The sequence below is a fragment of the Streptomyces fragilis genome, from assembly GCF_003112515.1.
Lineage (GTDB): Bacteria > Actinomycetota > Actinomycetes > Streptomycetales > Streptomycetaceae > Streptomyces > Streptomyces fragilis.
Genome location: NZ_BEVZ01000008.1, coordinates 189,927 through 215,183, shown reverse-complemented (window position 1 = coordinate 215,183; position 25,257 = coordinate 189,927). Strand labels below are relative to the sequence as shown.

18 protein-coding genes and 2 tRNA genes are annotated in these 25,257 nt (G+C 72.3%); 5 read left to right on the top strand and 15 right to left on the bottom strand.

Features of this window, described 5'->3' with window-relative positions; all coding sequences use genetic code 11:
• Positions 1 to 21: 21 nt before the first annotated feature.
• Positions 22 to 786, top strand: a complete 765-nt coding sequence (locus Sfr03f_RS25510) for a class E sortase (RefSeq protein ID WP_372514200.1) — start codon at positions 22 to 24, stop codon at positions 784 to 786.
• An 85-nt stretch (positions 787 to 871) separates the two neighbouring features.
• Here the strand turns inward: Sfr03f_RS25510 and Sfr03f_RS25500 are convergent, their stop codons facing one another.
• Complete coding sequence (locus Sfr03f_RS25500; RefSeq protein WP_372514199.1) at positions 872 to 2,536, bottom strand: hypothetical protein; 1,665 nt, start codon at positions 2,534 to 2,536, stop codon at positions 872 to 874.
• Positions 2,537 to 2,753: 217 nt separating this feature from the next.
• Here Sfr03f_RS25500 and Sfr03f_RS25495 point away from each other — a divergent pair, with 217 nt between their 5' ends.
• Together Sfr03f_RS25495 and Sfr03f_RS25490 are read left to right on the top strand one after the other, a co-directional pair.
• Entirely contained in the window at positions 2,754 to 3,293 is a 540-nt protein-coding gene (locus Sfr03f_RS25495) for a WcaF family extracellular polysaccharide biosynthesis acetyltransferase (RefSeq protein ID WP_108956494.1), read from the top strand.
• Between the two features lie 17 nt (positions 3,294 to 3,310).
• Complete coding sequence (locus Sfr03f_RS25490) at positions 3,311 to 4,447, top strand: glycosyltransferase (protein WP_108956649.1); 1,137 nt, start codon at positions 3,311 to 3,313, stop codon at positions 4,445 to 4,447.
• Here Sfr03f_RS25490 and Sfr03f_RS25485 read toward each other — a convergent pair.
• The 3 genes from Sfr03f_RS25485 to gmd form a co-directional block, all read right to left on the bottom strand.
• Entirely contained in the window at positions 4,426 to 5,106 is a 681-nt protein-coding gene (locus Sfr03f_RS25485; protein ID WP_108956492.1) for a hypothetical protein, read from the bottom strand. The genes Sfr03f_RS25490 and Sfr03f_RS25485 overlap by 22 nt on opposite strands.
• 134 nt (positions 5,107 to 5,240) lie before the next feature.
• Positions 5,241 to 7,964 (bottom strand): DNRLRE domain-containing protein, encoded by a 2,724-nt coding sequence (locus tag Sfr03f_RS25480; protein WP_108956490.1) that lies wholly within the window; start codon positions 7,962 to 7,964, stop codon positions 5,241 to 5,243.
• 159 nt (positions 7,965 to 8,123) lie between these two features.
• Complete coding sequence (gmd, locus tag Sfr03f_RS25475; protein ID WP_108956488.1) at positions 8,124 to 9,137, bottom strand: GDP-mannose 4,6-dehydratase; 1,014 nt, start codon at positions 9,135 to 9,137, stop codon at positions 8,124 to 8,126.
• 137 nt (positions 9,138 to 9,274) lie between these two features.
• On the opposite strand from gmd, the gene Sfr03f_RS25470 reads away from it, so the two are divergent.
• Positions 9,275 to 10,225: a GDP-L-fucose synthase family protein gene (locus Sfr03f_RS25470; protein WP_245967749.1), complete on the top strand. Its 951-nt coding sequence runs from the start codon at positions 9,275 to 9,277 to the stop codon at positions 10,223 to 10,225.
• A 32-nt stretch (positions 10,226 to 10,257) separates the two neighbouring features.
• Here Sfr03f_RS25470 and Sfr03f_RS25465 read toward each other — a convergent pair whose 3' ends face one another.
• A complete protein-coding gene (locus Sfr03f_RS25465) occupies positions 10,258 to 11,751 on the bottom strand; it encodes a sugar transferase (protein WP_108956648.1) in 1,494 nt (497 codons plus the stop codon).
• Positions 11,752 to 12,111: 360 nt separating this feature from the next.
• Positions 12,112 to 12,184 (bottom strand) — tRNA-Ala (locus Sfr03f_RS25460).
• Between the two features lie 197 nt (positions 12,185 to 12,381).
• On the opposite strand from Sfr03f_RS25460, the gene Sfr03f_RS25455 reads away from it, so the two are divergent.
• Positions 12,382 to 12,936, top strand: coding sequence for a helix-turn-helix domain-containing protein (locus tag Sfr03f_RS25455; protein ID WP_108956485.1), 555 nt, complete (start codon positions 12,382 to 12,384; stop codon positions 12,934 to 12,936).
• 93 nt (positions 12,937 to 13,029) lie between these two features.
• Here the strand turns inward: Sfr03f_RS25455 and Sfr03f_RS30960 are convergent, their stop codons facing one another.
• The 9 genes from Sfr03f_RS30960 to dnaN form a co-directional block, all read right to left on the bottom strand.
• Entirely contained in the window at positions 13,030 to 13,158 is a 129-nt protein-coding gene (locus Sfr03f_RS30960) for a DLW-39 family protein (RefSeq protein ID WP_007824483.1), read from the bottom strand.
• Between the two features lie 1,593 nt (positions 13,159 to 14,751).
• Positions 14,752 to 14,828, bottom strand: a tRNA-Ile gene (locus Sfr03f_RS25440).
• 111 nt (positions 14,829 to 14,939) lie between these two features.
• On the bottom strand, positions 14,940 to 15,674 hold the full coding sequence (locus Sfr03f_RS25435; protein ID WP_108956481.1) for a DUF3566 domain-containing protein: 735 nt from the start codon (positions 15,672 to 15,674) through the stop codon (positions 14,940 to 14,942).
• Positions 15,675 to 15,694: 20 nt separating this feature from the next.
• Positions 15,695 to 18,379 (bottom strand): DNA gyrase subunit A, encoded by a 2,685-nt coding sequence (gyrA, locus tag Sfr03f_RS25430; RefSeq protein ID WP_108956479.1) that lies wholly within the window; start codon positions 18,377 to 18,379, stop codon positions 15,695 to 15,697.
• 66 nt (positions 18,380 to 18,445) lie between these two features.
• Positions 18,446 to 20,509, bottom strand: coding sequence for a DNA topoisomerase (ATP-hydrolyzing) subunit B (gene gyrB, locus Sfr03f_RS25425; protein WP_108956478.1), 2,064 nt, complete (start codon positions 20,507 to 20,509; stop codon positions 18,446 to 18,448).
• Between the two features lie 643 nt (positions 20,510 to 21,152).
• Positions 21,153 to 21,641 carry a DciA family protein gene (locus Sfr03f_RS25420; RefSeq protein ID WP_245967766.1) on the bottom strand — a complete coding sequence of 163 codons (489 nt, stop codon included), beginning with the start codon at positions 21,639 to 21,641 and terminating at the stop codon, positions 21,153 to 21,155.
• A gap of 104 nt (positions 21,642 to 21,745) precedes the next feature.
• Positions 21,746 to 22,867: a DNA replication/repair protein RecF gene (gene recF / locus Sfr03f_RS25415; protein ID WP_108956474.1), complete on the bottom strand. Its 1,122-nt coding sequence runs from the start codon at positions 22,865 to 22,867 to the stop codon at positions 21,746 to 21,748.
• 99 nt (positions 22,868 to 22,966) lie between these two features.
• The gene (gene gnd, locus Sfr03f_RS25410; RefSeq protein WP_108956647.1) at positions 22,967 to 23,920 is read right to left on the bottom strand and encodes a phosphogluconate dehydrogenase (NAD(+)-dependent, decarboxylating); all 954 of its coding nucleotides are present in this window, start codon (positions 23,918 to 23,920) and stop codon (positions 22,967 to 22,969) included.
• 163 nt (positions 23,921 to 24,083) lie between these two features.
• The gene (gene dnaN, locus Sfr03f_RS25405) at positions 24,084 to 25,214 is read right to left on the bottom strand and encodes a DNA polymerase III subunit beta (protein WP_108956472.1); all 1,131 of its coding nucleotides are present in this window, start codon (positions 25,212 to 25,214) and stop codon (positions 24,084 to 24,086) included.
• Positions 25,215 to 25,257: the final 43 nt, after the last annotated feature.

The following is a 25,257-nucleotide window of genomic DNA, read 5'->3' as shown; positions in this document are numbered from 1 at the left end:
ACACGACGGGGGACGGCCGCAGTGGCAGTGGTAGAGCACGACCGGCGCGGCGGGGACACCGGCGCGCACCGGCCGGACGGCCGTCGCCGCCCCACCCGGGGACCGGTGGCCTCCCTGGTCAGCTTCCTGGGCGAGCTGCTGATGACCGCCGGCGTGGTCCTCGGCCTCTTCGTCGTCTACTCGCTGTGGTGGACCAACCTGCTCGCCGACCGCGCGGCGGACCGGGAGAGCGACCGGGTCCGCGAGCAGTGGGAGCAGGAGATCGAGGGCGCCGGCGTCCCCGGGAAGCTGGACACCAAGGACGGCATCGGCTTCCTCCACGTCCCGGCGATGGACGACGACCAGATCCTGGTGAAGAAGGGCACCGACCCCAAGGTGCTCGACGACGGCGCGGCCGGCTACTACACCGACCCGGTCAGGGCGACCCTGCCGACCAGCGGGAAGAACGGCAACTTCTCCCTGGCCGCGCACCGCGACGGCCACGGGGCCAAGTTCCACAACATCCACAAGATCCACGAGGGCGACCCGGTCGTCTTCGAGTCCAAGGACAGGTGGTACGTCTACAAGGTCTTCGAGATCCTGCCGAGCACCTCGAAGTTCGACGTCGGCGTGCTGGAGAAGGTGCCGGAGAAGTCCGGGCGGAAGAAGCCCGGGAAATACATCACCCTGACCACCTGCACCCCGATGTACACCTCCGAGCACCGCTACATCGTCTGGGGCGAACTGGTCCGGGTGGAGCCGGTCGACGACCGGCGCACCCCGCCCGCGGAGATCCGCGGCTCCTAGGCCCCGGGGAGGAGCGCCACGCCCCGTGGCCGTCCGAGCGCCACGGCCCTGCGGCCGTCCGAGCGCCACGGCCCTGCGGCCCCGCCTAGTTCCCCGGCACCGCCCGGTCCGCGCGGCGGGTGGTGATGAACAGCAGGCACAGGGCGGCGATCGCGACCCTGCCGGTCGCCTGGAGCAGCGGCCCGCGCAGCAGGATGAACGAGTAGCCGGCGATCAGCGGGGCGGTGATCAGCAGCAGCCGCCCCGGATGGCTCCGCCGGCCGGGCGCCGCCCTCGCCACCCTCCGGTCGAACCGGGCGGCCGCGTACCCGATCAGGCCCAGCCCCGCCGTCATCCCCACCGCGCCGAAGTCGATGTACAGCTCCGCCCACACGGGGGAGGACAGGTTGGTGTTCCGGGTGCCCATCCACTGGCCCACCATCACGCCGGTGTCCACCGGCTTGCCCTCCCACACCGACCGCGGCACCGCGAACAGCACGCAGCCCGCCAGCTGGTTGCCGTAGGTGTGGCCGGTGGACTCCACGTAGGTGATCGTGTTGGCGAACATCCCGATCTGGTCGTAGTCCTTCAGCGCCAGCGGCTCCAGGAACGACGTGGTCTCGATGGGCCGGGTGTTGTTCTCGTCGTAGCGGAAGGCGTCCGCGAAGGGGAACAGCAGCAGCGCCACCACCACGCCCAGCGTCAGCGACATCCGGTACAGCGCCGCGCTCACCGGGAAGGCCGTGAACAGCAGCGCGAACATCACCGTGAGGAACCAGTAACGCGGGTTCGATATCGGGTTGTTGACGACGGCGTTCAGGCAGAGCAGCGCCCCGAAGACGGCCACCGTGGACCAGCTGCGCCGCGCGCGCCGGGAGGTCGCCAGCCGCCGGACGTAGACCAGCAGCGCGATCAGCGGCAGTACCGTGCCGAAGCCGCGGACGAAGGCCTGGCCCGCCTCGGAGCCGTTGCCGGACAGCCCCGCGTCCTCCAGGCCGGCGGTGATCTCCTGACGGCTGGAGAAGAAGACCGCCGGACCGCCCAGCCGCACCACCAGCAGCGCCGCCGCGGCGAAGGCCGCCAGCGTGAGCAGATGGACGCGGCGCCGGTGCACCAGGCGCGGACGGTCGCCCTCGCGGCCCTGCCGCCGCTCCCCCGCCGACCCGTCGTCCGGCCCACCCGCCCCGGCCGCCCGGGCCCCCCCGAAGTTCCGCTCCTCCTCGGCCTCCCTGCGCCGCCACGGCGGCCGGAACCGCGCCAGCAGCGCCCCGAGGTCGAAGGCGCAGCACCCGAAGAGCACCAGCGCGATCGCCAGCACCAGGTCCTCGCGCGGGCCCACCACGGGCGTCGGCACCCGGCCCAGCACCGCCTGCGCCAGCGGGGCCACACCCATCGCCATGTAGCAGAACATCCAGAACGTGGCCTGCAGCAGCTTGCGGCGGCGGGCCAGGATCATGGCGCACAGCCGCGCCCCGCAGTACGCCGTCAGACCCGCCTGCAGCCAGTACGCGGTGTCCCGCGCTCCGCTCCCCGGCTGGTTCATCACCACCAGCGGCAGCAGCAGCGGAAGGCCCAGCACCAGGGGCACCGACATCGCCGTGGTCAGCAGCGTGCTCGGCGCGAAGGGGCGGAACCGGATGCCCGGGCGCCGCACGGCGGGCCCCTGGCCGGCGCTCCCGCGCGCCTCGGCGCCCTCCTTCGGGACGCCCGCGCCGCGCGGCCCGCCCGCCGGGGCCCCCGGCGGCCCGCCGGCCGTTCGCTCGGTGGTCATCGCATTCCCCCACACCCCTCCGGCCCCCCGGCCGGGTCCTTGGCAGTCTACGAGCGATCATCGGACACGCGTCCGCCCTGTGGACGATGCGACGGGGGTTGTCCACAGGCCCTGCCGTGACCTCCGGCGACCCACTAGCCTGTGATCACCGCGCTGGGGAGCGCGGACGACCGGTGGGGCGTCGCCTCCCGGTGACGCGTGGGGGAAGGGGGCCGGCATGCGTGATCTCTCGTCGTTCACCCTGGCCGGATACGACAAGGGGCGGGGCAAGCTGGTCCAGGCCCTGTGGTTCGCGGTGATGAACCTGGTCTTCACGGCCTGGTGGTGCCCGCCGCGGCTGCGGGTCGCGCTGCTGCGCGCCTTCGGCGCGACCGTGGGCGAGCGGGTGCTGATCCGCCACCGGGTGCGCGTGCTGTGGCCGTGGAAGCTGACCGTCGGCGACCACACCTGGATAGGCGAGGGCGCCTGGCTGCTCAACCTGGAGCCCGTCACCCTCGGCCGCCACGTGTGCGTCTCCCAGGAGGCCCTGCTCTGCACCGGCTCGCACGACCACCGGGCCGCCGACTTCCGCTACCGCAACGCCCCGATCACCGTCGAGGACGGCGCCTGGATAGCCGCCCGCGCCACCGTCCTGGCCGGCGCGACGGTCGGCCGGCACGCCGTGGTCGGCGCGGGCGCGGTGCTCCACCAGGACCTGCCCGAGCTGACCCTGCACACCGCCGACGGTGCCCGCCGCCCCGTGAAGGAGCCCTCGTGAGCGCCCCGGACGGACCGCTGCGCGTCCTGCACGCGGTCACCCTGCACTCGCCCACCGGCGCCTTCGGCGGACCGGTCAGGGTCGCGCTCAACCTCGCGCACGGCCTGGCGGCCCGCGGCCACCGGCCCGAACTTCTCGCCCTGGCCGAGGGGTTCGCCGGCGGCCCGCCGCGCGACGTGGAAGGGGTGCCCGCCCGGCTCTACCCGGCCCGCCGTCTGCTGCCGCTCGGCTTCAGCGGCATCACCTCACCCGCCCTGCTGGCCCGCGCCGGCCGCCTGGTGCGCGAGGCGGACGTGGTCCACGTCCACCTGGCCCGCGACCTGGTCACCCTCCCGGTGGCGCTGGCCGCGCTGCGCGCCCGCGTCCCGCTGGTGCTGCAGACGCACGGCATGGTCGACCCCAGCGGCAAGGCGCTCGCCAAGGTCCTCGACGCCCTGGCCGTCCGCCGGGTGCTGCGCGGCGCGGCAGCGGTGCTCCACCTCACCGGCCACGAGCGGCGGGACCTGGACGCGGTGCTCGGCGCCCCGCTGGCCACCGCCGTGCACCTGGTGAACGGCGTGCCCGCCCAGGACCCCCGCCCGCAGCCCGCCGGGCCGCCGCGGATCCTCTACGCCGCCCGCCTGCAGGCCCGCAAGCGCCCCGTGGACTTCGTCGACGCCGCGCCCGCGGTCCTGCGCCGCCACCCGGACGCCGAATTCGTGGTCGCCGGCCCCGACGAGGGCGAGCTCGCGACCGTGCGGCGCCGGATCGAGGAACTACGGCTGGCCGACCGGGTGTTCTGCGTGGGCGCGCTGACCTCCGCCCGGGTGCTGGAGGAGCTGCGCCGGGCCCACGTCTACGTGCTGCCCTCGGTGGACGAGCCGTTCCCGATGTCGGTCCTGGAGTCCCTCTCGGTCGGCACGCCCGCCGTGGTGACGCGCTCCAACGGCCTCGCGCCGGCGATCGGCGAGGCCGGCGCCGGCCGGGTGGTCGAGGGCGCCGACGCCCTGGCGGGAGCGGTGCTGGAGCTGCTGGAGCCCGAGAACGCCGAGAAGGCCTCGGCGGCGGCCCACAGGCTGGCCGGCGAGGCCTTCTCGATCGACGCGGTGGTCGGGAAGCTGCTGGAGGTGTACGGCGGGGCGGTCGGAGCCGGTCAGGCCCGCACCCAGGCGTAACACCCGGAGGACACCAGCCGGGCGGCCCCGGACGGCACGGTCATGGTGTACGTGCCGTCCTTCCTGGCGCCCCCGGTGCCCGGTCCGGAGGCCAGCACCTTCCCGCCGGACCCGGTGACCGTCCAGGCGCAGGCCGGTCCCGCGGACACGGTCCGGTACCGCCCCGCCGCGGGCTTCGGGTGCTGCCCGTCCGGGTAGCCGCCCTTCGCGGCCTCGAGCAGCGGCTCGTGCTCCGGGCACAGGTGGGTGACGGCCGGCTCGGCGTCCGGGATCTCCCCGGCCACCAGCGCGCCGATCACCGCGTCCTTGTCGTGCCGCGCGGTGCGGTCGATCCGCTGGCAGGCCTCCTTGCCGAGGTCCAGGACGGCGGCCGGCTCCATCCGCTCGGGCACCCGGCCGCTGAGGTACTCCTTCTCCTTCTTCGTGAACTTCCCGGACCCCTTCGGGGCCTCGATCTCCGAGTCCGGCAGCACCGGCCCCGGGGACGACGCCCCCGCACCGGCCGACGGGCCGCCGGAGGCGGGGGAGGAGGCCGAGGAGTGGCCCGCGGCCCGGTCGCCGCCGGCCCGATCGCCGGAGGAGGACGAGCAGCCGGAGAGCGCGGGCAGCACGCCCAGGGCGATCAGGGCGGCGATCGCCGCCAGCGGGTGGTTGCGCATGGGACTCCTGCTCTCTGCTCCGCACGCGCGCGTGCGGGACGTGCTGGTGGTGCCGTCACGCCGGATCTGTGCCGCGGCCCGGTGGCCCCCGCGGTCGTGCGACCGACGGGAGGCCACCGGGCCGGCGGTCCGCCCTACTGGGGCGAGAAGGTGAGGATCAGCCGCGGCGTGCCCGCCGCGGACGGGGCCTCGCTGGACCACAGCCACAGCGCGTCCGTCCCGGTCCCCGTCAGCGCCACGCCGTAGTCGCCGCCCAGCGCCGCGCGCACCGCGGCGACGTCCAGCTCCGCGGTGGCGCCGGAGTTCGAGGCGGCCGGCGGGGTGAGGGTGCCCAGCGTGGACGGGCCCAGGGCGGGCTTGGTGTTCCACGTGGTGCCCGCCTCGGTCCACTCGCCGGTGACCGGCCGCAGCGTGACGGCGTCGGCCGACCCGGCGGTGGCGGAGGAGTCCGTGCGGACCTCCAGCGCCGCACCGGTCAGCGTGGTGCCGGCCGGAGCCGCGGGCAGCGCGAAGCGCAGGTACGCCTCGTACCCGGAGCTGCCGCGGACCGCCAGCGAGGTGGCGGAGCCGTACGCGGTGCTCTTGGACCCCTCGTTCACGTAGGTGTCCTCGGACGCCTGCACGGAGGTGACGGTGTCGCCCTGCTTGGTGGCCTGCTGGTGGTGCGCGGCCACCCGGTCGGCGCCGAGGACGGTCGGGTAGACCGCGACCTCGTCGATCTGACCGGCGAAGTTGTCGCTGCTCGGACGCGACGGCCAGCCGCTCAGGGCGTCGCCGCCCACCCGCCAGTAGCCGGCGTAGCTCTGGTGCGTGGTGTACGCGGTGTTGCGCGCGACCCGGACCCCGTCGACGTACAGCGCCATGCCGCCCGCGCCCTGCGTGCCGACGACGTGGTGCCACTTGCCGTCGTTGTAGCGGGTGAGGGAGTTCACCGTCCGCGTGGCCCCGCTGTAGGCGCCGAAGAACAGGCGCCCGTCGTTGGCCATGTAGATGTGCTTGTCGTAGCTGCCGCTGTTCCTGGTGGTGTTGTTGCCGAAGCCCACCAGCTTGCCGCCGCTCGTGGTGGTGGTGCGGAACCAGGTCTCCAGCGAGTAGGACGTGCCGACGGTGGTGCGACGGTCGCTGTACAGGCGGTCGTCGGAGCCGTCGAAGCGGAACGAGGTACCGCCGCTGGTGAGCGCGCCCGCCTCACCGAGGGCCGGACCGCCGCTCATCACACCGCTCTGGTCACCGGCCGAGGAGTCGCCGACGTACGGCGTGGTCTTCTCGTCGTGACGCCAGTACAGGTTCGGGCCGTCCGCCAGCACCGACGAGGCGTACGGCTCGGCCGTCTTCGGCACGGTCACGCTCGCGGTCGCCGACAGGGCGCTGGTGTTGCCCGCCGGGTCCGAGGCCGTCACCCGGTAGCTGTAGCTCGAGCCGGGGGTGACACCGGTGTCGGTGAAGGAGGCCTGCGGGCGCTCCCAGTAGACGGAGTCCGCCTCGACGGTGCCGATCGGCGTGCTGGAGCCGTTGCGGTAGATCTTGTAGATCAGCCGGCTGTCGTCGTCGTCCATGCTGGTGCGCCAGCGGACCTTGACCTTGCCGGGCTCCACCGCGTCCGCGCCGATCACCGGCACGGTGGGCGCGCCGACGTCACCGGTGGAGGCGAACCGGGTGAGTCCCTGCGCCGCGGCGCCGTTGACGGTGGTGAACTCGCCGCCGGACCAGAGGTAGTCGACGCCGTTCTTCGACGAGATGGTGATGGCGCGCGGCCCGATGCCCTCGCCGAGACCGTCGTTGGTGTCCGGGAACCAGCCCAGCTTGGCCGTGGAGGTGGTCGGCTGGGCCAGGAAGTGCTGGCGCCGTCCGTCCGGGAACTCGCCGACGCTGGAGCAGTCGTGGGCGTGCGAGGCGCTGTAGAGGACGTCCTGGTAGGACTCCACGGCCTGGGTGGCGCCCAGGCAGGTGTCGCGCCAGCGCTGGTCGAAGGTGCCGTAGTCCAGCGCGATGCGGCCGTCGAAGACGCCGCCGCCGGTGCCCTCGTTGCCGGTGTAGAAGCCGGTTCCGTCGGTGTCGATGTCCTTGACCACCGAGGTGTTCGGGATGAACCCGGCCGGGTAGGCCTTCTCGACGTCGCCCCTGACGGCGTCCACCACGGCCAGCGCGTGCGAGTTCTGCCCGTTGACGGTGAAGAAGTCGCCGCCGATCAGGGCGTGCTGCCCGTCGGGGGTGACCTCGATCGCCCGGCCCGGCTCGTCCACGTCGGCGGTGAACGGGCGCAGCGCGCCGTTGCCGGCGGCCACCGCGGCGAAGCGCTCGCGCGGCTGGCCGTTGACGCTGGTGAAGTCACCGCCCGCGTACACCGTGTCACCGGTGACGGCCAGCGCCCGCACGGTCGCCGGGAAGGCGGCGTTGAAGCCGGTCCGCGGCGTGCAGGTGTCGATGTCGATCGCGGCGACGCTGGAGACGGCGGTGCCGTTGACCGCGCCGAAGTAGCCGCCCACGTACAGCGTCTGCTGATCCGGGGAGACGGCCATCGCGCGGACGGTGGCGGTGCCGGAGCCCACCGTGAAGGACAGGTCGCAGTCGGTGGGCGCGCCGGTCGCGGCGTCCAGCGCCACGAAGTTCGCCACCTGCTGCTCGCTGCCGGTTTCCCCCTCGGGGGGACGCACCGCGGAGAAGGTGCCGCCGGCGAAGACCACGCCGTCCGCCTGGGCGAGCGCCCAGACGATGCCGTTGGTCTGCCAGGTGGGCAGATCGTCCGCGGTGAAGGCGACCGACTCGCTGATCGCGCCGGCCTGCGGCGCCACGGCGGCCGCAAGGCCCGCCGCGAGCGCCGTCGCGAGGGCCACGCTCAGCCCTCTGGTTCTTCTCATCGAACCCCCAAACAAACGGCCCTGAAGCCGCCCCTGACGCGTCCGGCGGGCCGCCGGACGCGTTCCTCTCCCTGCTCCCGGCCGATCCCCGTCCCCCCGGGCTTCGGCCGGAGCCTGTGTGCCGTACCGTGCCGGTCCCGTCCCGGACCGGCGGCCGGCTCAGCGGTCGACGCGCACCGCGGTGCCCGCCAGCTCGGCGTCCACCTGACGGACGTCGGCGTCGACCATGATCCGGGCGAGCTCCTCCACCCTGACCTCGGGCTTCCAGCCGAGGATCTCCTCGGCCTTGGAGGCGTCGCCGATCAGCGCGTCCACCTCGCTCGGACGCTCGTACTTGGCGTCGTACCGGACGTGCTCGCGCCAGTCCAGCCCCGCGTGACCGAACGCCGTCTCCAGGAACTCGCGCACCGTGGCCGCGACCCCGGTGGCCACCACGTAGTCGGTCGGCTCGTCCTGCTGGAGCATCCGCCACATGGCGTCCACGTACTCGGGCGCGTAGCCCCAGTCGCGGACGGCGTCGAGGTTCCCCAGGTAGAGCTCCTGCTGCAGCCCCGCCTTGATGCGGGCCACCGCGCGGGTGATCTTCCGGGTCACGAAGGTCTCGCCGCGGCGCGGGGACTCGTGGTTGAAGAGGATCCCGTTGACCGCGTACATACCGTAGGCCTCACGGTAGTTGACGGTGGACCAGTACGCGTAGACCTTGGCGGCACCGTACGGGCTGCGCGGGTGGAAAGGCGTCGCCTCGTTCTGCGGGGGCGGCGTCGCGCCGAACATCTCCGAGGAGGAAGCCTGGTAGAAGCGGGTCTCGATGCCCGCGGCGCGGACCGCCTCCAGCAGCCGCAGCGAACCGAGCCCGGTGGCGTCGCCGGTGTACAGCGGGGCGTCGAAGGACACCCGCACATGCGACTGGGCACCCAGGTTGTAGACCTCGTGGGGCTGTATCTCACGCAGCAGGTTGACCAGGGCGACGCCGTCGGTGAGGTCGGCGTGGTGCAGCACGAAGCGGCGGCCGGGCTCCTGCGGGCCCTGGTAGATGTGGTCGATCCGCTCGGTGTTGAAGCTGGACGACCGGCGCACCAGGCCGTGCACCGTGTAGCCCTTCTCCAGCAGCAGCTCCGCCAGGTACGACCCGTCCTGGCCGGTGACACCGGTGATCAGCGCGGTCTTGCTCATGAGTGGTTTTCCTCCCCGACGGGCCGGTGGACCGGCCGCGCCCCGTACTCGGTCACACGCCCCGTACGCGAACCATCCGTACGGAAATCTTCTGAATTGCGCGGGATCATCCGCGCACTGCTGGCATGATCCGGTCCATGACACTTCTTGCGCCGCAGTCCCGGATATTCGTGGCGGGCCACCGCGGGCTGGTCGGTTCCGCGGTCGTCCGCCGGCTCACCGCCGACGGCCACCAGGTCCTCACCCGGGGCCGCGCCGACCTGGACCTGCGGGACGCCGCGGCCACCGCCGCGTACCTTGCCGAGACCCGCCCGGACGCGGTGGTCCTGGCCGCCGCCAAGGTGGGCGGGATCATGGCGAACAGCACGCGTCCGGTGGAGTTCCTCGAGGACAACCTGCGGATCCAGCTGAGCGTGATCTCCGGCTCGCACGCCGCCGGGGTGGGCCGCCTGCTCTTCCTGGGCTCCTCGTGCATCTATCCGAAGTTCGCCCCGCAGCCCATCCGCGAGGACGCGCTGCTGACCGGCCCGCTGGAGCCCACCAACGAGCCGTACGCCCTCGCCAAGATCGCCGGCATCTGCCAGGTCCAGTCCTACCGCCGCCAGTTCGGGGCCTCCTGGATCAGCGCCATGCCCACCAACCTCTACGGCCCCGGCGACAACTTCGACCTGGAGACCTCGCACGTCCTGCCCGCGCTGATCCGCCGCTTCCACGAGGCGCGCGAGTCCGGCGCCGGCCACGTCACCCTGTGGGGCTCCGGCTCCCCGCGCCGCGAGTTCCTGCACGTCGACGACCTGGCCTCGGCCTGCGTCCGGCTGCTGGAGACCTACGACGGCGACGAGCCGGTCAACGTCGGCTGCGGCGAGGACCTGACCATCCGCGCGCTCGCCGGGACGGTCGCCGAGGTCACCGGCTTCTCGGGCGAGATCCGCTGGGACACCACCAAGCCGGACGGCACGCCCCGCAAGCTGCTGGACGTGTCGCGGCTGACCGGTCTGGGCTGGAAGCCGTCGATCGCGCTGCGCGACGGCATCGCCGGCACCTACCAGTGGTGGCTGTCCGAGGGCGCGGGCTCCTCCCGCGCCTGAGCGGGGCCGCATCCCCCGCACCCCTGGGTCCCTCAGTACGCTCCGCGGCCGTCGGCGACGGCGCGGAGCGTACGGCTGAGCACGTCGAGGTCGCTGACGAACGACCAGTTGTCCACGTAGTGCAGATCCAGCTGAACCGTTTCCTCCCAGGAGAGGTCCGACCGGCCGCTGACCTGCCACAACCCCGTCATGCCGGGCTTGACCCGCAGCCGGCGCAGCGCGGTCGCGTCGTAGCCGGCCACCTCCTCGGGCAGCGGCGGACGCGGACCCACCAGGGACATGTCACCGATGAGGACGTTGAACAGCTGCGGCAGCTCGTCCAGCGAGGTACGGCGCAGCAGCCGCCCGACCCGGGTCACCCGCGGGTCTCGGCGCATCTTGAACATCAGCCCGTCGTTCTCGTTGCGCTCCGCCAGCTCGTCCTTGAGGGCGTCCGCGTCGACGACCATGGTGCGGAACTTCCACATCACGAAGACGTCCTGGTCCCGGCCGATCCGCTGCTGCCGGTAGAACGCGGGACCGCGCGAGTCCAGCTTCACCGCCAGCGCGACCAGCGCGAAGAACGGGGCGAGCACCAGCAGTCCGAGCGCGGCCCCGCAGCGGTCCAGGGCCTCCTTCAGCGTCTGCTGCACACCGCCGGGCCCCTGCGGGGGAGCCACCTTGAGCACCGTCAGGCCGGCCACCGAGCCGACCTCCAGCCGCTTGTGGGAGACCTCCACCAGACCGGGCGCCAGCGCGATCTCGACCTCGGCGTCGTGCAGCGCCCAGACCAGGTGCCGCAGCGCCGGCCCGGAGAGCCGCGCCCCCGGCGCCAGCAGCACCACGTCCGCGCGGTGGCGGCGCACCGTGTCCACCAGCACCCGCCCGGCCCGCGCGCCGGACTCCGGGTCGGCGGGCACGTCGAGCCGCTCGGCGCCCGGCGCCGCGCCGCCCACGGCGACGCTGCCCACCACCGCGTAGGGGTGGTCCGTACGCGAGTCGAGCCGCCCCATCACCACCGGAAACGCCTCGGGCTCACCGACGACCAGCACCCGCAGCACCGCCTGCGCCGCGCGCCGCTCCCGGGCCAGGTGCGCGAAGACCACGCGCCGGGCGAACACCGCGAGCAGCAGGGCGGGCGTCAGGGCCCCGAGGACGACGAAGGGGTCGACGACCGTCCGGACGCCGACCCCGATCACCGCGAGGACCCCGAGCGTCATGAGCCAGTCGTGCAGCACCGGGACGGCGCCGCGGGACTCGCCCACCTCGGCACGGGTGTACCGGCGTCTGGCTCCGCGCACGCCGAGCCAGGTCAGGGTCGAGGTGACGGTCACCAGCCCGGGGGCCGGCTGCCCGGACTGCTCCAGCACGGGCGCCAGCGTGACGGTCGGAACCAGGGAGTCCACGCAGAGCAGCGTGGTCACGTACCAACCGGGCTTGTCCCGCAGGCCGATGCCGCGGGGCCGGAACGTTTCCTCACGATGCCGGCGCGTGCGGGTCCCGCCCGCGTCCCGTATGTCCGCAGACGTCCGAGCGTCCTGTGCCATCCACACGCCCCCCCAGGCCGCGCGGCCCCTGGTCGAGGGCCGCGGTGTGCGTGCGGACCCATCCCCATGACGACCGCACAGAAAGGCACCGTACTGCACAGGGAAACACCACAGTGCGTTTTTACCCTGATTTCACAAGCATGCCCACGTCAAACAGGACGAACCGGTCGGGACCGGACGTCCCTGGCGAAGCACAGGGGGCGCACGCGGGCGACCGGAAGCACGGGGTGTCCGCGAGTCGGCAGGCAGTTGACGGTCCGTCGGCGCCCAGGTGAACGGGACGGCCAGGCACGACGAAGGCCCTCCCGCGGGAGGGCCTCGAAGAAGGTGCCGCGGCACGAAGAGGCGCGTGACACCGAGTGGAGCCTAGGGGAGTCGAACCCCTGACATCTGCCATGCAAAGACAGCGCTCTACCAACTGAGCTAAGGCCCCTCAACGACGGCATGAGCCCCGGAGGTGCGACCACCGGTGCGAGCCGACGACCAGACTACCCGGTGACCCCCCGTATCCCGCAAAAGGATTGGTCAACCACGACGGCGGCGGCTCCCCGCCGCCGTCCGCCCTCCGTAAGATTCGGTACGTGGTTCGCTCGAGCGAACCCTGTACATGGGGAAGCGATGGGGAGACGCATGGACGCCGCACAGCAGGAAGCCACCGCGAGGGCGCGCGAGCTGCAGCGGAACTGGTACGGAGAGCCTCTGGGGGAGCTCTTCCGGCGGCTGATCGACGACCTGGGGCTCAACCAGGCGCGGCTCGCGGGAGTTCTCGGGCTGTCGGCGCCGATGCTGTCGCAGCTGATGAGCGGGCAGCGGGCGAAGATCGGCAATCCCGCGGTGGTGCAGCGGGTCCGGCTGCTGCAGGACCTGGCGGCGCAGGTCGCCGACGGCAGCGTGAGCGCGGCCGAGGCGGCCGAACGCATGGAGGAGATCAAGAAGTCGCAGGGCGGTTCGATGCTGAGCGTGGCCACCCAGCAGACGGGGGCGACGCCGGTGGGCGCCCCGACGGTGAAGCGGGTGGTGCGGGAGATACAGAGTCTCCTGCGCTCACTGGCCGCGGCCGGCGACATCATCGAGGCCGCCGAGCAGATCGGGCAGACGCACCCCGAACTCGCCGAGTTCCTGCGGGTGTACGGGGCCGGACGCACCGCCGACGCGGTCGCGCACTACCAGGTCCACCAGAGCTGAGGGCGGAGCCGGCCGAGGCCGGTCCCGACAGCACGAAACCCCGGTCGCCTTCGGGCGGCCGGGGTTTTCGCGTGGTTTCGGCGACTGCCGTCCTCAGGAACCGCTGGGCACGGAGTCGGTGGCCTCCGTCCACAGGTCCTGCTCGGCGCGGTCCGCCTGGATCTGGCGGTACACGAGGAGACCGCCGATGGCGGCCAGGGCGACCAGGAGGAGCTTCTTCACCGCGCGACCTCGTCTTTCGTTGACGTAGGAGACCTCTAGGCGCCCGACTATACACACCGGCCGAGACCGAACGGTGACCTAGGGGTGGGGCTCCCCACCGCCCCGCGGGGCGCTTCGGATCACCAGGTGATCGCACCGGTGCGACCGCACGCCGGGAGGTTCCTCCCCGGCCTTGCGTCCGTCCGAGTGGTGTTCATCCGACCATCGACGCGCCACGGGCGAAGGTCCCCCACATCGGGAGGCGCATACACATCATGAGGAAAGTACGCAAATCGCCCCACCCGAAAGTGAGGTCATCCATGACCGGAACCCAGGTCAGGAAGATGTGGCAGGTGCTGGTGTCCGCGTTCCTCGCGCTGTTCACGGCGCTGGGACTGGTCTCCACGACGTCCGCGGCGGCGGTACCGCAGAGCGGGCCGGCGCGCAACGGCGGACGCCGCGACGGCCACGGCGGCCGGACGGACGCCGCGGCGCTCCGCGCGGCGGCCACGGCGGAGGCGACGCGGGCCGGAGTGCGGGCCACGGCGGGGGCGAACGCCACCGCGGTGATCCCCCGGCAGGCCGCCCGGAGCGGGCTCTGGCCGGCGGACCGCGCCCTCCCGCCCACGATGAAGCAGCGCATCCTCGCGGAGGCGCACGGCGGCTCCCCGCACAGCCGCGCACGCTCCACCGCGGGCGTCGGCCTGCTGGTCCCCGCCGCGCTCCCCACGGCCCCCTCAGCCGCCTCGGACACCGCCTCGCGCCGCGACTCCGCCGACCGCCCGGCCGACCCCCTCGAGCAGGAGCCGGCCATACACCTCCCCCTCCGCGCCGCAACCGCCGCCCAGCCTCCGCGCCACCCCGGCCCTTTGCCCAGCGACCTCCCCACGGCACCCCACGGCCGGCACGGTGCGCCCTGCGGCCCGCACGGTGCACCGCCCCACGGCCCGCACGGCATGCACAGCTCGTCCAGCCCGCACAGCTCGTCCAGCCCGCACAGCTCGTCCAGCGTGGCACGGCCCGCGCACGCACCGCCCACGCGGATCGCTGAGCACCTACCGCCCGCACCGCCCGCCCAGCTCACTCAGCCGCGGCCACCGCTCGCTCGTCGGGCAACGCCCGTGCCACGGGACCGACCTGGCGCCCACCACCCGCACCACCGGTCCACCACACCGGCACCGTCACCCCACCCGCACGGCCGCCCTCCGCACAGGCCCCGCAGGCCCGCTCCAGGCACTCCGCGGCCTCCCCCGGCCCGATCGCCCCCAGTCACCGCCCACGGCCGCGCCGAGCCGCGAGAGACCCCGCCACACCACCGGCCCGCCCCACACGTCCCCGGTCAGCGCCTGTCACGCCCCCGCAGGTCCCGCGCGTCACCCACGTCCCGCGCGTCACCCACGTCCCGGACGTCACCCACGTCCCGGACGTCACCCACGTCCCGGACGTCACCCGCGTCGCGGTGGCGCCCCCGCATCACGCCGTCTCGAGCCCGCCCTCACCAGGCGGGCCGGCGGCGTTTCCCCGTGCCCGCCCGCCGCTGTGCCACCCGTCGACATCGGCACGCCCCGGAATCGCAGAAGACCCCCGGCCCAAGTGGACCGGGGGTCTTCGTGCTGGTGGGGCTAACAGGATTTGAACCTGTGGCCTCATCCTTATCAGGGATGCGCTCTAACCAACTGAGCTATAGCCCCGCCGCGCTGTGCGGTGTGTGTCCCGCGCGCTGACTCCTGAAGATTAGCGCACGACATGCGAACTCCCAAAATCGGTATCCGCAGCCCGGAGCGCCCGATCTCCCGGAGGCCCTACTCGTCCTCGGCGAGCGTCAGCTCGACGCCGCCGACGAAGCCGGCGGAGAGGTTGTAGATGAAGGCGCCCAGCGTCGCCAGCGCCGTCATCAGCACCACGTCGACCACCGCGATCACCGCGGTGAACATCAGCACGTTCGGCAGCGACAGGAAGCCCTGCAGGTCGAAGCCGTTGGACCCCTCGGAGCCCGTGGCCTCCGCGATGGTCCCGCCGACCGTGGCGAAGACGCCCATCGTGTCCATGACCAGCCACAGCACCGCCGCCGCGACCACCGTGCAGATGCCCAGGGCGATCGACAGCAGGAAGCTGACCTTCATCACCGACCACGGGTCGGTCTTCGCGACCCGCAGCCGCGCCTTGCGGGTCCGCGGCACCGGCTTGGCACCGGTGCGCGGCCTGCGCACCGCGCCGGCCGGAGGGGCCGACACCGCGTCCGCCTCGTAGGCGTGCGGCGGGTGGTACGGGCCGACGGAGCCCTGCTGCCCCTGCCGCTCCCCGGGCAGCGGCGACGTCGGCAGCGGCGTCACCTCGGGACGCCCCTGCGCCTGGGCCTGGCCGGGCTGCTCGTAGGGCTGGGTGGGCTGGGTCACGGTTCCCCCCTGGGATCCATGGGTCTGATAGGACTCCGCCGCCTTCTGCGACGGGGCCTGGGCCTGCTGCTGCGCGAAGGAGCCACGGCCGCCGCCGTCGGTCTCCCCACCGGTCGGTCCGGCGCCCGTGGCTCCGTTCACGCTCGTCTCACTCCTCGTGCCTACTCGGCCGAGGGCGACTCACCCTCGTCCGTGCCGGTCGTCCCGGTCTCGGCGTCCGTAGCGTCGAACACCGTGGATCCGGTGCTCTCCATGGTCCCGGCGGCCTCGTCGACGACGATGTCGCCGTCGACCTCCTCCGCCTCGCGGCCCGCCTCGGCGTTGCGCGCGATGCCGACCACCGCGTCACGCTTGCCCAGGTTGATCAGCTGGACGCCCATGGTGTCACGGCCGGTTTCCCTGACCTCGCTCACCCGGGTGCGGATCACGCCGCCGGCCTGCGTGATGGCGAGGATCTCGTCGCTCTCCTCCACCACCAGCGCGCCGACGAGCGACCCGCGGTCCTCGACGATCTTGGCAGCCTTGATGCCCAGACCGCCACGACCCTGAACCCGGTATTCGTCGACGGCGGTGCGCTTCGCGTATCCGCCGTCCGTCGCGGTGAACACGAACGTACCCGGTCGCACGACGTTCATCGAGAGCAGCTCGTCGCCCTCGCGGAAGCTCATGCCCTTCACGCCGGAGGTCGCGCGGCCCATCGGGCGCAGCGAGTCGTCCGTCGCGGTGAACCGCAGGGACTGGGCCTTCCTGCTGATGAGCAGCAGGTCGTCGTCGGGCGAGACCAGCTCGGCGCCGATCAGCTCGTCGTCGCTGCCGTCCTCCAGCTGACGGAGGTTGATCGCGATGACGCCGCCGGAGCGCGGGGAGTCGTAGTCCTTCAGCGAGGTCTTCTTCACCAGGCCGCTCTTGGTGGCGAGCACCAGGTACGGGGCGACCTCGTAGTCGCGGATCGCGCGGATGCCGGCGATCTGCTCGTCCGGCTGGAAGGCCAGCAGGTTGGCCACGTGCTGGCCGCGGGCGTCCCGGCCCGCGTCCGGCAGCTCGTACCCCTTGACCCGGTAGACCCGGCCCTTGGTGGTGAAGAACAGCAGCCAGTGGTGGGTGGTGGAGACGAAGAAGTGGTCGACGATGTCGTCTTCCTTGAGCTTCGTGCCCCGCACGCCCTTGCCGCCGCGCTTCTGGGCGCGGTAGTCCACCGTCTTGGTGCGCTTGATGTAACCGCCGCGGGTGACCGTGACGACGATGTCCTCCTCGGCGATCAGGTCCTCGATGGACATGTCGCCGTCGTAGGGCACCAGCTCGCTCTTGCGGTCGTCGCCGAACTTCTCGACGATCGCGGCCAGTTCCTCGCTGACGATGCCGCGCTGGCGGACCGGCGAGGCGAGGATCTCGTTGTACTCGTTGATCTTCGCCTGGAGCTCGTCGTGCTCCTGGATGATCTTCTGGCGCTCCAGGGCGGCGAGCCGGCGGAGCTGCATCTCCAGGATCGCGTTGGCCTGGATCTCGTCGATCTCCAGCAGGCTCATCAGGCCACCGCGGGCCACCTCCACCGTGTCGCTGCGGCGGATCAGGGCGATGACCTCGTCGATCGCGTCCAGGGCCTTGAGCAGGCCGCGCAGGATGTGGGCGCGCTCCTCGGCCTTGCGCAGCCGGAAACGCGTCCGGCGGACGATGACCTCGATCTGGTGCGTCACCCAGTGCCGGATGAAGGCGTCCAGCGAGAGGGTGCGCGGCACGCCGTCGACCAGGGCCAGCATGTTGGCGCCGAAGTTGGTCTGCAGGTCGGTGTGCTTGTACAGGTTGTTGAGAACGACCTTGGCGACCGCGTCCCGCTTGAGCACGATGACCAGGCGCTGACCGGTGCGCGAGGAGGTCTCGTCACGGACGTCGGCGATGCCGCCGATCTTGCCGTCCTTGACCAGGTCGGCGATCCGCTGGGCCAGGTTGTCCGGGTTGACCTGGTAGGGCAGCTCGGTGACCACCAGGCACTGGCGGTTCTGGATCTCCTCGACCTCGACCACCGCGCGCATGGTGATCGAGCCGCGGCCGGTCCGGTAGGCCTCCTCGATGCCCTTGCGGCCCACCACCAGGGCGCCGGTCGGGAAGTCGGGGCCCTTGATGCGCTCCATCAGCGCGTCCAGCAGGTCCTCCTGGGAGGCCTCCGGGTTCTCCAGGTACCACTGGGCGCCGGCCGCGACCTCGCGCAGGTTGTGCGGCGGGATGTTGGTCGCCATGCCGACCGCGATGCCGGCCGAGCCGTTGATCAGCAGGTTCGGGAAGCGGGACGGCAGGACGGTCGGCTCCTGGGAGCGGCCGTCGTAGTTGTCCGTGAAGTCGACGGTCTCCTCGTCGATGTCGCGGACCATCTCCATGGACAGCGGCGCCATCTTGCACTCGGTGTACCGCATGGCCGCGGCCGGGTCGTTGCCCGGGGAACCGAAGTTGCCGTTGGAGTCGACCAGCGGCATCCGCATCGACCACGGCTGGGCCAGGCGCACCAGGGCGTCGTAGATGGAGGAGTCGCCGTGCGGGTGGTAGTTGCCCATCACGTCGCCGACGACGCGGGCGCACTTGTAGAAGCCCTTCTCGGGCCGGTAGCCGCCGTCGTACATGGCGTACAGCACACGCCGGTGGACGGGCTTGAGACCGTCCCGGACGTCCGGCAGCGCACGCGAGACGATGACGGACATCGCGTAGTCGAGGTACGAGCGCTGCATCTCCGTCTCGAGCCCGACCGGCTCGATGCGCATCGCGATGTCGTCCCCGTCCGTGGGGTCGACGGCGACCGCCTCGGGAGCGCTGTCGTCGGCGGGGTCGGGAGTGACGGGAGTGTTCTCGTCGGCCATTGCTGGTGAAGATCCTTCCTGGTGCGGTCAGCGATTGCTCGGCTGCTCGGGGCAGCAGTGACCGACTCAGATGTCGAGGAAGCGGACGTCCTTGGCGTTGCGCTGGATGAAGGCGCGGCGGGCCTCGACGTCCTCGCCCATGAGGACCGAGAACAGGTCGTCGGCCTGGGCGGCGTCGTCGAGGGTGACCTGGCCGAGGACCCGGTGCTCCTGGTCCATGGTCGTGATCCGCAGCTCCTCGGCGTTCATCTCGCCGAGACCCTTGAAGCGCTGCACCGAGTCGTCCTTGATCCGCTTGCCGTTGCCGCGGCCGAGCTCGATCAGGGCGTCGCGCTCACGGTCGGAGTAGGCGTACTCGAAGTCGTCGCGGCCCCACTTGATCTTGTAGAGCGGCGGACGGGAGAGGAAGACGTGCCCGGCCTCCACCAGCGGCCGCATGAAGCGGAACAGGAAGGTCAGCAGCAGCGTGTTGATGTGCTGGCCGTCGACGTCGGCGTCCGCCATCAGGATGATCTTGTGATAGCGGAGCTTGGAGATGTCGAAGTCCTCGTGCACGCCGGTGCCGAAGGCGGAGATCAGCGCCTGGATCTCCTGGTTCTGCAGGATCTTGTCGATCCGCGCCTTCTCGACGTTGAGGATCTTGCCGCGGATCGGGAGGATCGCCTGGTACTGCGGGTTCCGGCCGGACTTGGCGGAGCCGCCGGCGGAGTCGCCCTCGACGATGAAGATCTCGCACTTGGCCGGGTCGTTGGACTGGCAGTCGGCCAGCTTGCCCGGCAGCGAGGCGGACTCCAGCAGGCCCTTGCGGCGGGTCAGGTCGCGCGCCTTGCGGGCGGCGACGCGGGCCGTGGCGGCCTGGATGCCCTTGCGGATGATGTCCGCGGCCTCGTTGGGGTTGCGGTCCAGCCAGTCGGTGAGGTGCTCGTGCACCACGCGCTGCACGAAGGTCTTGACCTCGGTGTTGCCCAGCTTGGTCTTGGTCTGGCCCTCGAACTGCGGCTCGCCCAGCTTGACCGAGATGATCGCGGTCAGACCCTCGCGGATGTCGTCGCCCGTGAGGTTGTCGTCCTTCTCGCGGAGCAGCTTCTTGTCGCGCGCGTACTTGTTGATCAGCGTGGTCAGCGCGGCGCGGAAGCCCTCCTCGTGGGTACCGCCCTCATGGGTGTGGATGACGTTGGCGAAGGAGTAGACGCCCTCGCTGTAGCCGCTGTTCCACTGCATCGCGACCTCGACGGAGAGCTGACGCTCCTTGTCCTCGGCCTCGATGTCGATGACGGTCGGGTGGACCATCTCGCCCTTGCGGGAGTTGAGGTACTTCACGAAGTCGACGATGCCGCCGTCGTACTTGTACGTGACGGTCTTGACCTCGGGCTTGTCGTCCGCGCCCGCCTCGTCCGCGCCGGCCGTGGCCTTCGCGGTCTCCCGCTCGTCGGTCAGGCTGATGGAGATCCCCTTGTTGAGGAACGCCATCTCCTGGAACCGGCGGGAGAGGGTCTCGAACGAGTACTCCGTGGTCTCGAAGATGTCCGGGTCCGCCCAGAAGGTGACCGAGGTGCCCGTCTCCTCGGTCGGCTCGCCCTGGGCCAGCGGCGCCGTCGGCACGCCCGCCTTGTAGTCCTGCGTCCACACGTACCCGTCGGTCTTCACCTCGACGGACACCCGGGTGGACAGGGCGTTGACGACGGAGACGCCGACGCCGTGCAGACCACCGGAGACGGCGTAGCCGCCGCCTCCGAACTTTCCGCCCGCGTGCAGGACGGTGAGCACGACCTCGACGGCCGGCTTCCCCTGGCCGGGCACGATGCCGACGGGGATGCCACGGCCGTTGTCGACGCAGCGGACGCCGCCGTCGGCGAGGATCGTCACCTCGATGGTGTCCGCGTGGCCGGCCAGCGCCTCGTCGACGGAGTTGTCCACGACCTCCTGCACCATGTGGTGCAGGCCACGCTCACCGGTCGAGCCGATGTACATGCCGGGCCGCTTGCGGACCGCGTCCAGCCCTTCGAGCACGGAGATGGCGCTCGCGTCGTAGGAAGGCGAGTCGCCCCCTGCGGCGGCGGCGTCGTTGGACGGGATGTTCTCGTTGGGGTTGCCGGAATCGGCCACGAAGCGCCCTTTCTGGCACAGCACAAGCCGTACTCGCGGCCGATGACCTGACGACCGGAGCGGCTGCGGCATGTAGCGGTTTTCAACCTGGATCAGCGTTGCTCGGTGTGTGTCCCACAAGTGGGGCGGGATTGCGCTCCAGTCTACCGCTAGCGCCGACACTGATGGGCCGTTGCGGGCACCTCAGTTCGCATGTGCCGCCCTGAACCGGACCGGACCGACTCCCCATATACGGGGCGGGGCTCCAAGAGCCTCACAGCGGCACTCAGCGCTTTGCCTTGTCAACCCATGGCTACCGGCGGGTCACCTTCGGCGCCCCACCCTCCGAACACCTGCTCCAGCCCTGTTTTCCCGGGCCGAGCGGGGCATGCCTCACCGCGGAGCGGGGGGCCACTCCGCTTCCGGGGCCTCGGCTCCCTGCGGGCAGTGGTGCCGCTCGGGCGATGGGGGGTCCCCCCCCCTGCTCGAGCGAGCCGAGAGCTTGGGGGAGGGCGGGCGCAGGTCCTCACGTCCTCACGGGACGGCGCGCTCCACGTGACGTGAGCCCTGCCGGGGAAGGGGGCGGGTCAGGGGACGAAACAGTGCTGCCCACCTGGGCCGACCTGCTGGTGCCGCGGCTGGAGGCACGCGCGGACGGCGCCGGCCTGGCCAGGTGGACAGGGACGCGTCACCAGTCGTGGGAGCCGCGCGAACCGGACGCCCGCAGCGGACCGTAACGGGGACGCGCCGCCCCCGCGGGGCCCAGCACCTTGATCACCCGCACCGCCCCGTGCCCGAGGTCCGCGTTCAGCCGCGCCACCAACTGCGGCGCCAGCAACCGCAGGTTCGCCGCCCACGCCGACGAGTCGCACCGCACGACCAGCTCACGCCCGTCCTCGTCGTACCGCTCCGGCGAACAGTGGTTGGCCACGTCGTCGCCGACGATCTGCGGCCACCGCCCCATGACCCCGCCGACCGCCGCCGGCCGTTCCCAGCCCCGCTCGGTCACCAGCCGGTTGATCGCCGCGCCCAGCGCCATCGGATCGCGGCCGTCGCCCCGGGAACCGGACCGCGCTCCCCGCCGCCCCGCGCCCGCGCCCTTGGTCTGCCGCGTCGCCTCGCCCCGGGCGCGCGCCTGCTCCCGGGCGGCCCGCAGCGCCACCCGGGCGAGGTCCACCCCGGACGGCTGCCCGGCGCCCGCGGCCCCGCCGCCACCGGCGGCCGCCGCGCCCGCGCCGGACCCCCCGGTCCCGCCGGTTCCTCCCGTGCCCGCACCCGTCGTCACGCCCGCTCCACCGTCCCCTCGGCGACCCGGAACCGCGCCCCGGTCAACGCGGACGGCACGTCCTCGTCCACCGCCGCCGTCACCATCACCTGCTCCGCCGGAGCCACCAGCTCCGCCAGCCGGTCCCGCCGCCGCGCGTCCAGTTCGGCGAAGACGTCGTCCAGGATCAGCACCGGCTCGTTGCCCTCCGCCCGCAGCAGCTCGTACGAGGCCAGCCGCAGCGCCAGCGCGTACGACCAGGACTCCCCGTGCGACGCGTACCCCTTCGCCGGCAGCCGGCCCAGCCGCAGCACGAGGTCGTCCCGGTGCGGTCCGGCCAGCGTCACGCCGCGCTCGATCTCCTGCTTGCGGACGCCCTCCAGCGCCGCGAGCAGCTGCGGGTACAGCTCCTCGCGGGTGTGCCCCTCGCCCGGGGCGGACGCCTTGTACTCGAGGGCGACCGGGCCCCCGCCGGGCGCCAGCTGCTCGTACGCCTTGTCGGCCAGCGGCTGCAGCACGGCGATCAGGTCCAGCCGCTGCGCCAGCAGCTCGGCGCCGACCTGGGCCAGGTGCTGGTCCCAGATGTCCAGCGTCGACATGTCCATGTTGCGCCCGCCGTGGCGGCGGGCCAGCGCGGCCGACTTCAGCAGGGTGTTGCGCTGCTTCAGCACCCGCTCGTAGTCGGAGCGGACGCCCGCCATCCGCGGGGAGCGCGCGGTGACCAGCTCGTCCAGGAACCGCCGCCGCTCCCCGGGGTCGCCCTTGACCAGCGCGAGATCCTCGGGCGCGAACAGCACCGTGCGCAGGATCCCCAGCACGTCACGGGGCCTGACCTGCGAGGACCGGTTGATGCGGGCCCTGTTGGCACGGCCCGGGTTCAGCTCCAGCTCGACCAGCTGCTGCCGGTCGCCCTGCCGCACCTGGGCCCGCACGATCGCCCGCTCGGCGCCCATCCGCACCAGCGGGGCGTCCGAGGAGACCCGGTGGCTGCCCAGCGTCGCCAGGTAGCCGACCGCCTCGACCAGGTTCGTCTTGCCCTGCCCGTTGGGACCCACGAACGCCGTGACGCCCGGGCCGAGAGCGACCTCGGCCCGGGCGTACGAGCGGAAGTCGGCCAGCGAGAGATGCGTGACATGCATGGACGGGCGCCGACCTCCCCGGCGTGGAACTGCTAGGCGGTGCCGGGGCCATGCCCCGCTGCGGGCGGGGCCCCGTCGTGCTTCTCGTGCGGCCGCCGGTTACTTCTGCGTGACCGCGTGGCCGCCGAACTGGTTGCGCAGGGCGGCGATCATCTTCATCTGCGGGGAGTCCTCCTGGCGGGAGGCGAAGCGGGCGAAGAGGGAGGCGGTGATGGCGGGCAGCGGGACGGCGTTGTCGATGGCCGCCTCGACCGTCCAGCGGCCCTCGCCGGAGTCCTGGGCGAAGCCGCGGAGCTTGTCCAGGTGCTCGTCCTCGTCGAGGGCGTTGACGGCCAGGTCCAGGAGCCAGGAGCGGATGACGGTGCCCTCGCGCCAGGAGCGGAAGATCTCCCGGACGTCGGTGACGGAGTCGACGGCCTCCAGCAGCTCCCAGCCCTCGGCGTAGGCCTGCATCATGGCGTACTCGATGCCGTTGTGGACCATCTTCGCGAAGTGACCGGCGCCGACCTTGCCGGCGTGCACGGAACCGAAGTCGCCCTCCGGCTTCAGCGCGTCCAGCACCGGCTGCACCTTGGCCACGTGCTCGGGCTCGCCGCCGTACATCAGCGCGTAACCGTTCGCCAGGCCGTGCACACCGCCGGAGACGCCGCAGTCCACGAAGCCGATGCCCTTCTCGGCCAGCTCCGCGGCGTGCTTCTCGTCGTCCGTCCACCGCGAGTTACCGCCGTCGACCACCACGTCACCGGGCTCGAGCAGCTCGCCCAGCTCGTCGACGGTGGACTGCGTCGCGGCGCCGGCCGGGACCATCACCCACACCACGCGCGGCGCCTGCAGGCTGTCCACCAGCTCACGCAGGCTGCTGACGTCCGAGACGTCCGGGTTGCGGTCGTATCCCACGACGGTGTGGCCTGCGCGGCGGATCCGCTCGCGCATGTTGCCGCCCATCTTGCCGAGGCCGATGAGACCGAGCTCCATCAGTTGTTCCCTTTGGTTGCGAGGTGGGGTGTGGGCGCGTTCCGGCACCCACGTCCGAGCGTAAACCCGGCTCCGCACCGCCACCCGATGGGCGGCCCCTTGACCTAGTGCTTCGACCGGTGGCGGGCGACGCCGCGTGCGGCGCCACCCGTCCGGGGCGGTTCCACGGGGCGCGGAACCGTCCGGAAAACGGCTCCGCGGTGCGCGGGGCTCACCCCTGGCACCGCGGAGGAACAGCGGGTCAGCCGCTGAGGCGGACCGGCATGATCAGGTACTTGTAGGCCTCGTCGGCCTCCGCGTCCGCGGCGGGCTTGCCGCTGAGCAGCGCCGGCTTGGTGGACGTGGTGAAGGACAGCTGGGCGACCGGGGAGTCGATGGCGCTCAGACCGTCCAGCAGGAAGGTCGGGTTGAAGGCGATCGAGATGTCGTCGCCCTCCAGGTTGGCGTCGACCTTTTCCACAGCCTGTGCGTCGTCGCTGGAGCCTGCCTCCAGGATCAGCACGCCCTGCTCGAAGGTCAGCCGTACCGGGGTGTTCCGCTCGGCGACCAGGGCCACGCGCTTGACGGCCTCGACGAACGGGGCCGTCTCGATGGTGGCCACGCTGTTGAACTCGGTCGGGAAGAGCGTGCGGTACTTGGGGAGGTCGCCCTCCAGCAGCCGCGTGGTGGTGCGGCGCCCGGCACCCTCGAAGCCGATCAGGCCCTCGCCCTTGCCGGAGCCGGAGAGCGCCAGGATGACGCTGTCACCGCTGGTCAGCGCCTTGGCGGTGTCCAGCAGCGTCTTGGCGGGCACCAGCGCGACCGCGGAGGCGTCCGGGTTCTCCGGCTTCCACAGGAACTCCCGGACCGCGAAGCGGTAGCGGTCGGTCGAGGCCAGCGTGACCGTGTCGCCCTCGATCTCGATGCGCACACCGGTGAGCACCGGGAGGGTGTCGTCGCGGCCCGCGGCGATCGCGACCTGGGCGGCGGCCGCGGCGAAGACCTCGCCGGGAACCGTGCCGGTGGCGTTCGGCATCTGCGGGAGCGCGGGGTACTCCTCCACGGGCAGGGTGTGGAGGGTGAACCGGGACGAGCCGCAGACCACCGTCGCCCGCACGCCGTCGGTGGAGATCTCCACCGGGCGGTTGGGGAGGGCGCGGCAGATGTCCGCGAGGAGGCGGCCGGAGACGAGCACCGTGCCCTCCTCCTCGACCTCGGCCTCCACCGAGACGCGGGCCGAGACCTCGTAGTCGAAGCTGGAGAGGCTCAGCTGCCCGTCCTCGGCCTTTAGCAGCAGGCCCGCGAGGACCGGGGCCGGCGGACGGGCGGGCAGGCTGCGCGCAGCCCAGGCCACCGCCTCCGCGAGTACGTCGCGTTCCACCCGGATCTTCACCGTTGCCGCCTCCTGCTGTTGCCGGCGTCCCTCGCCCTGCTGG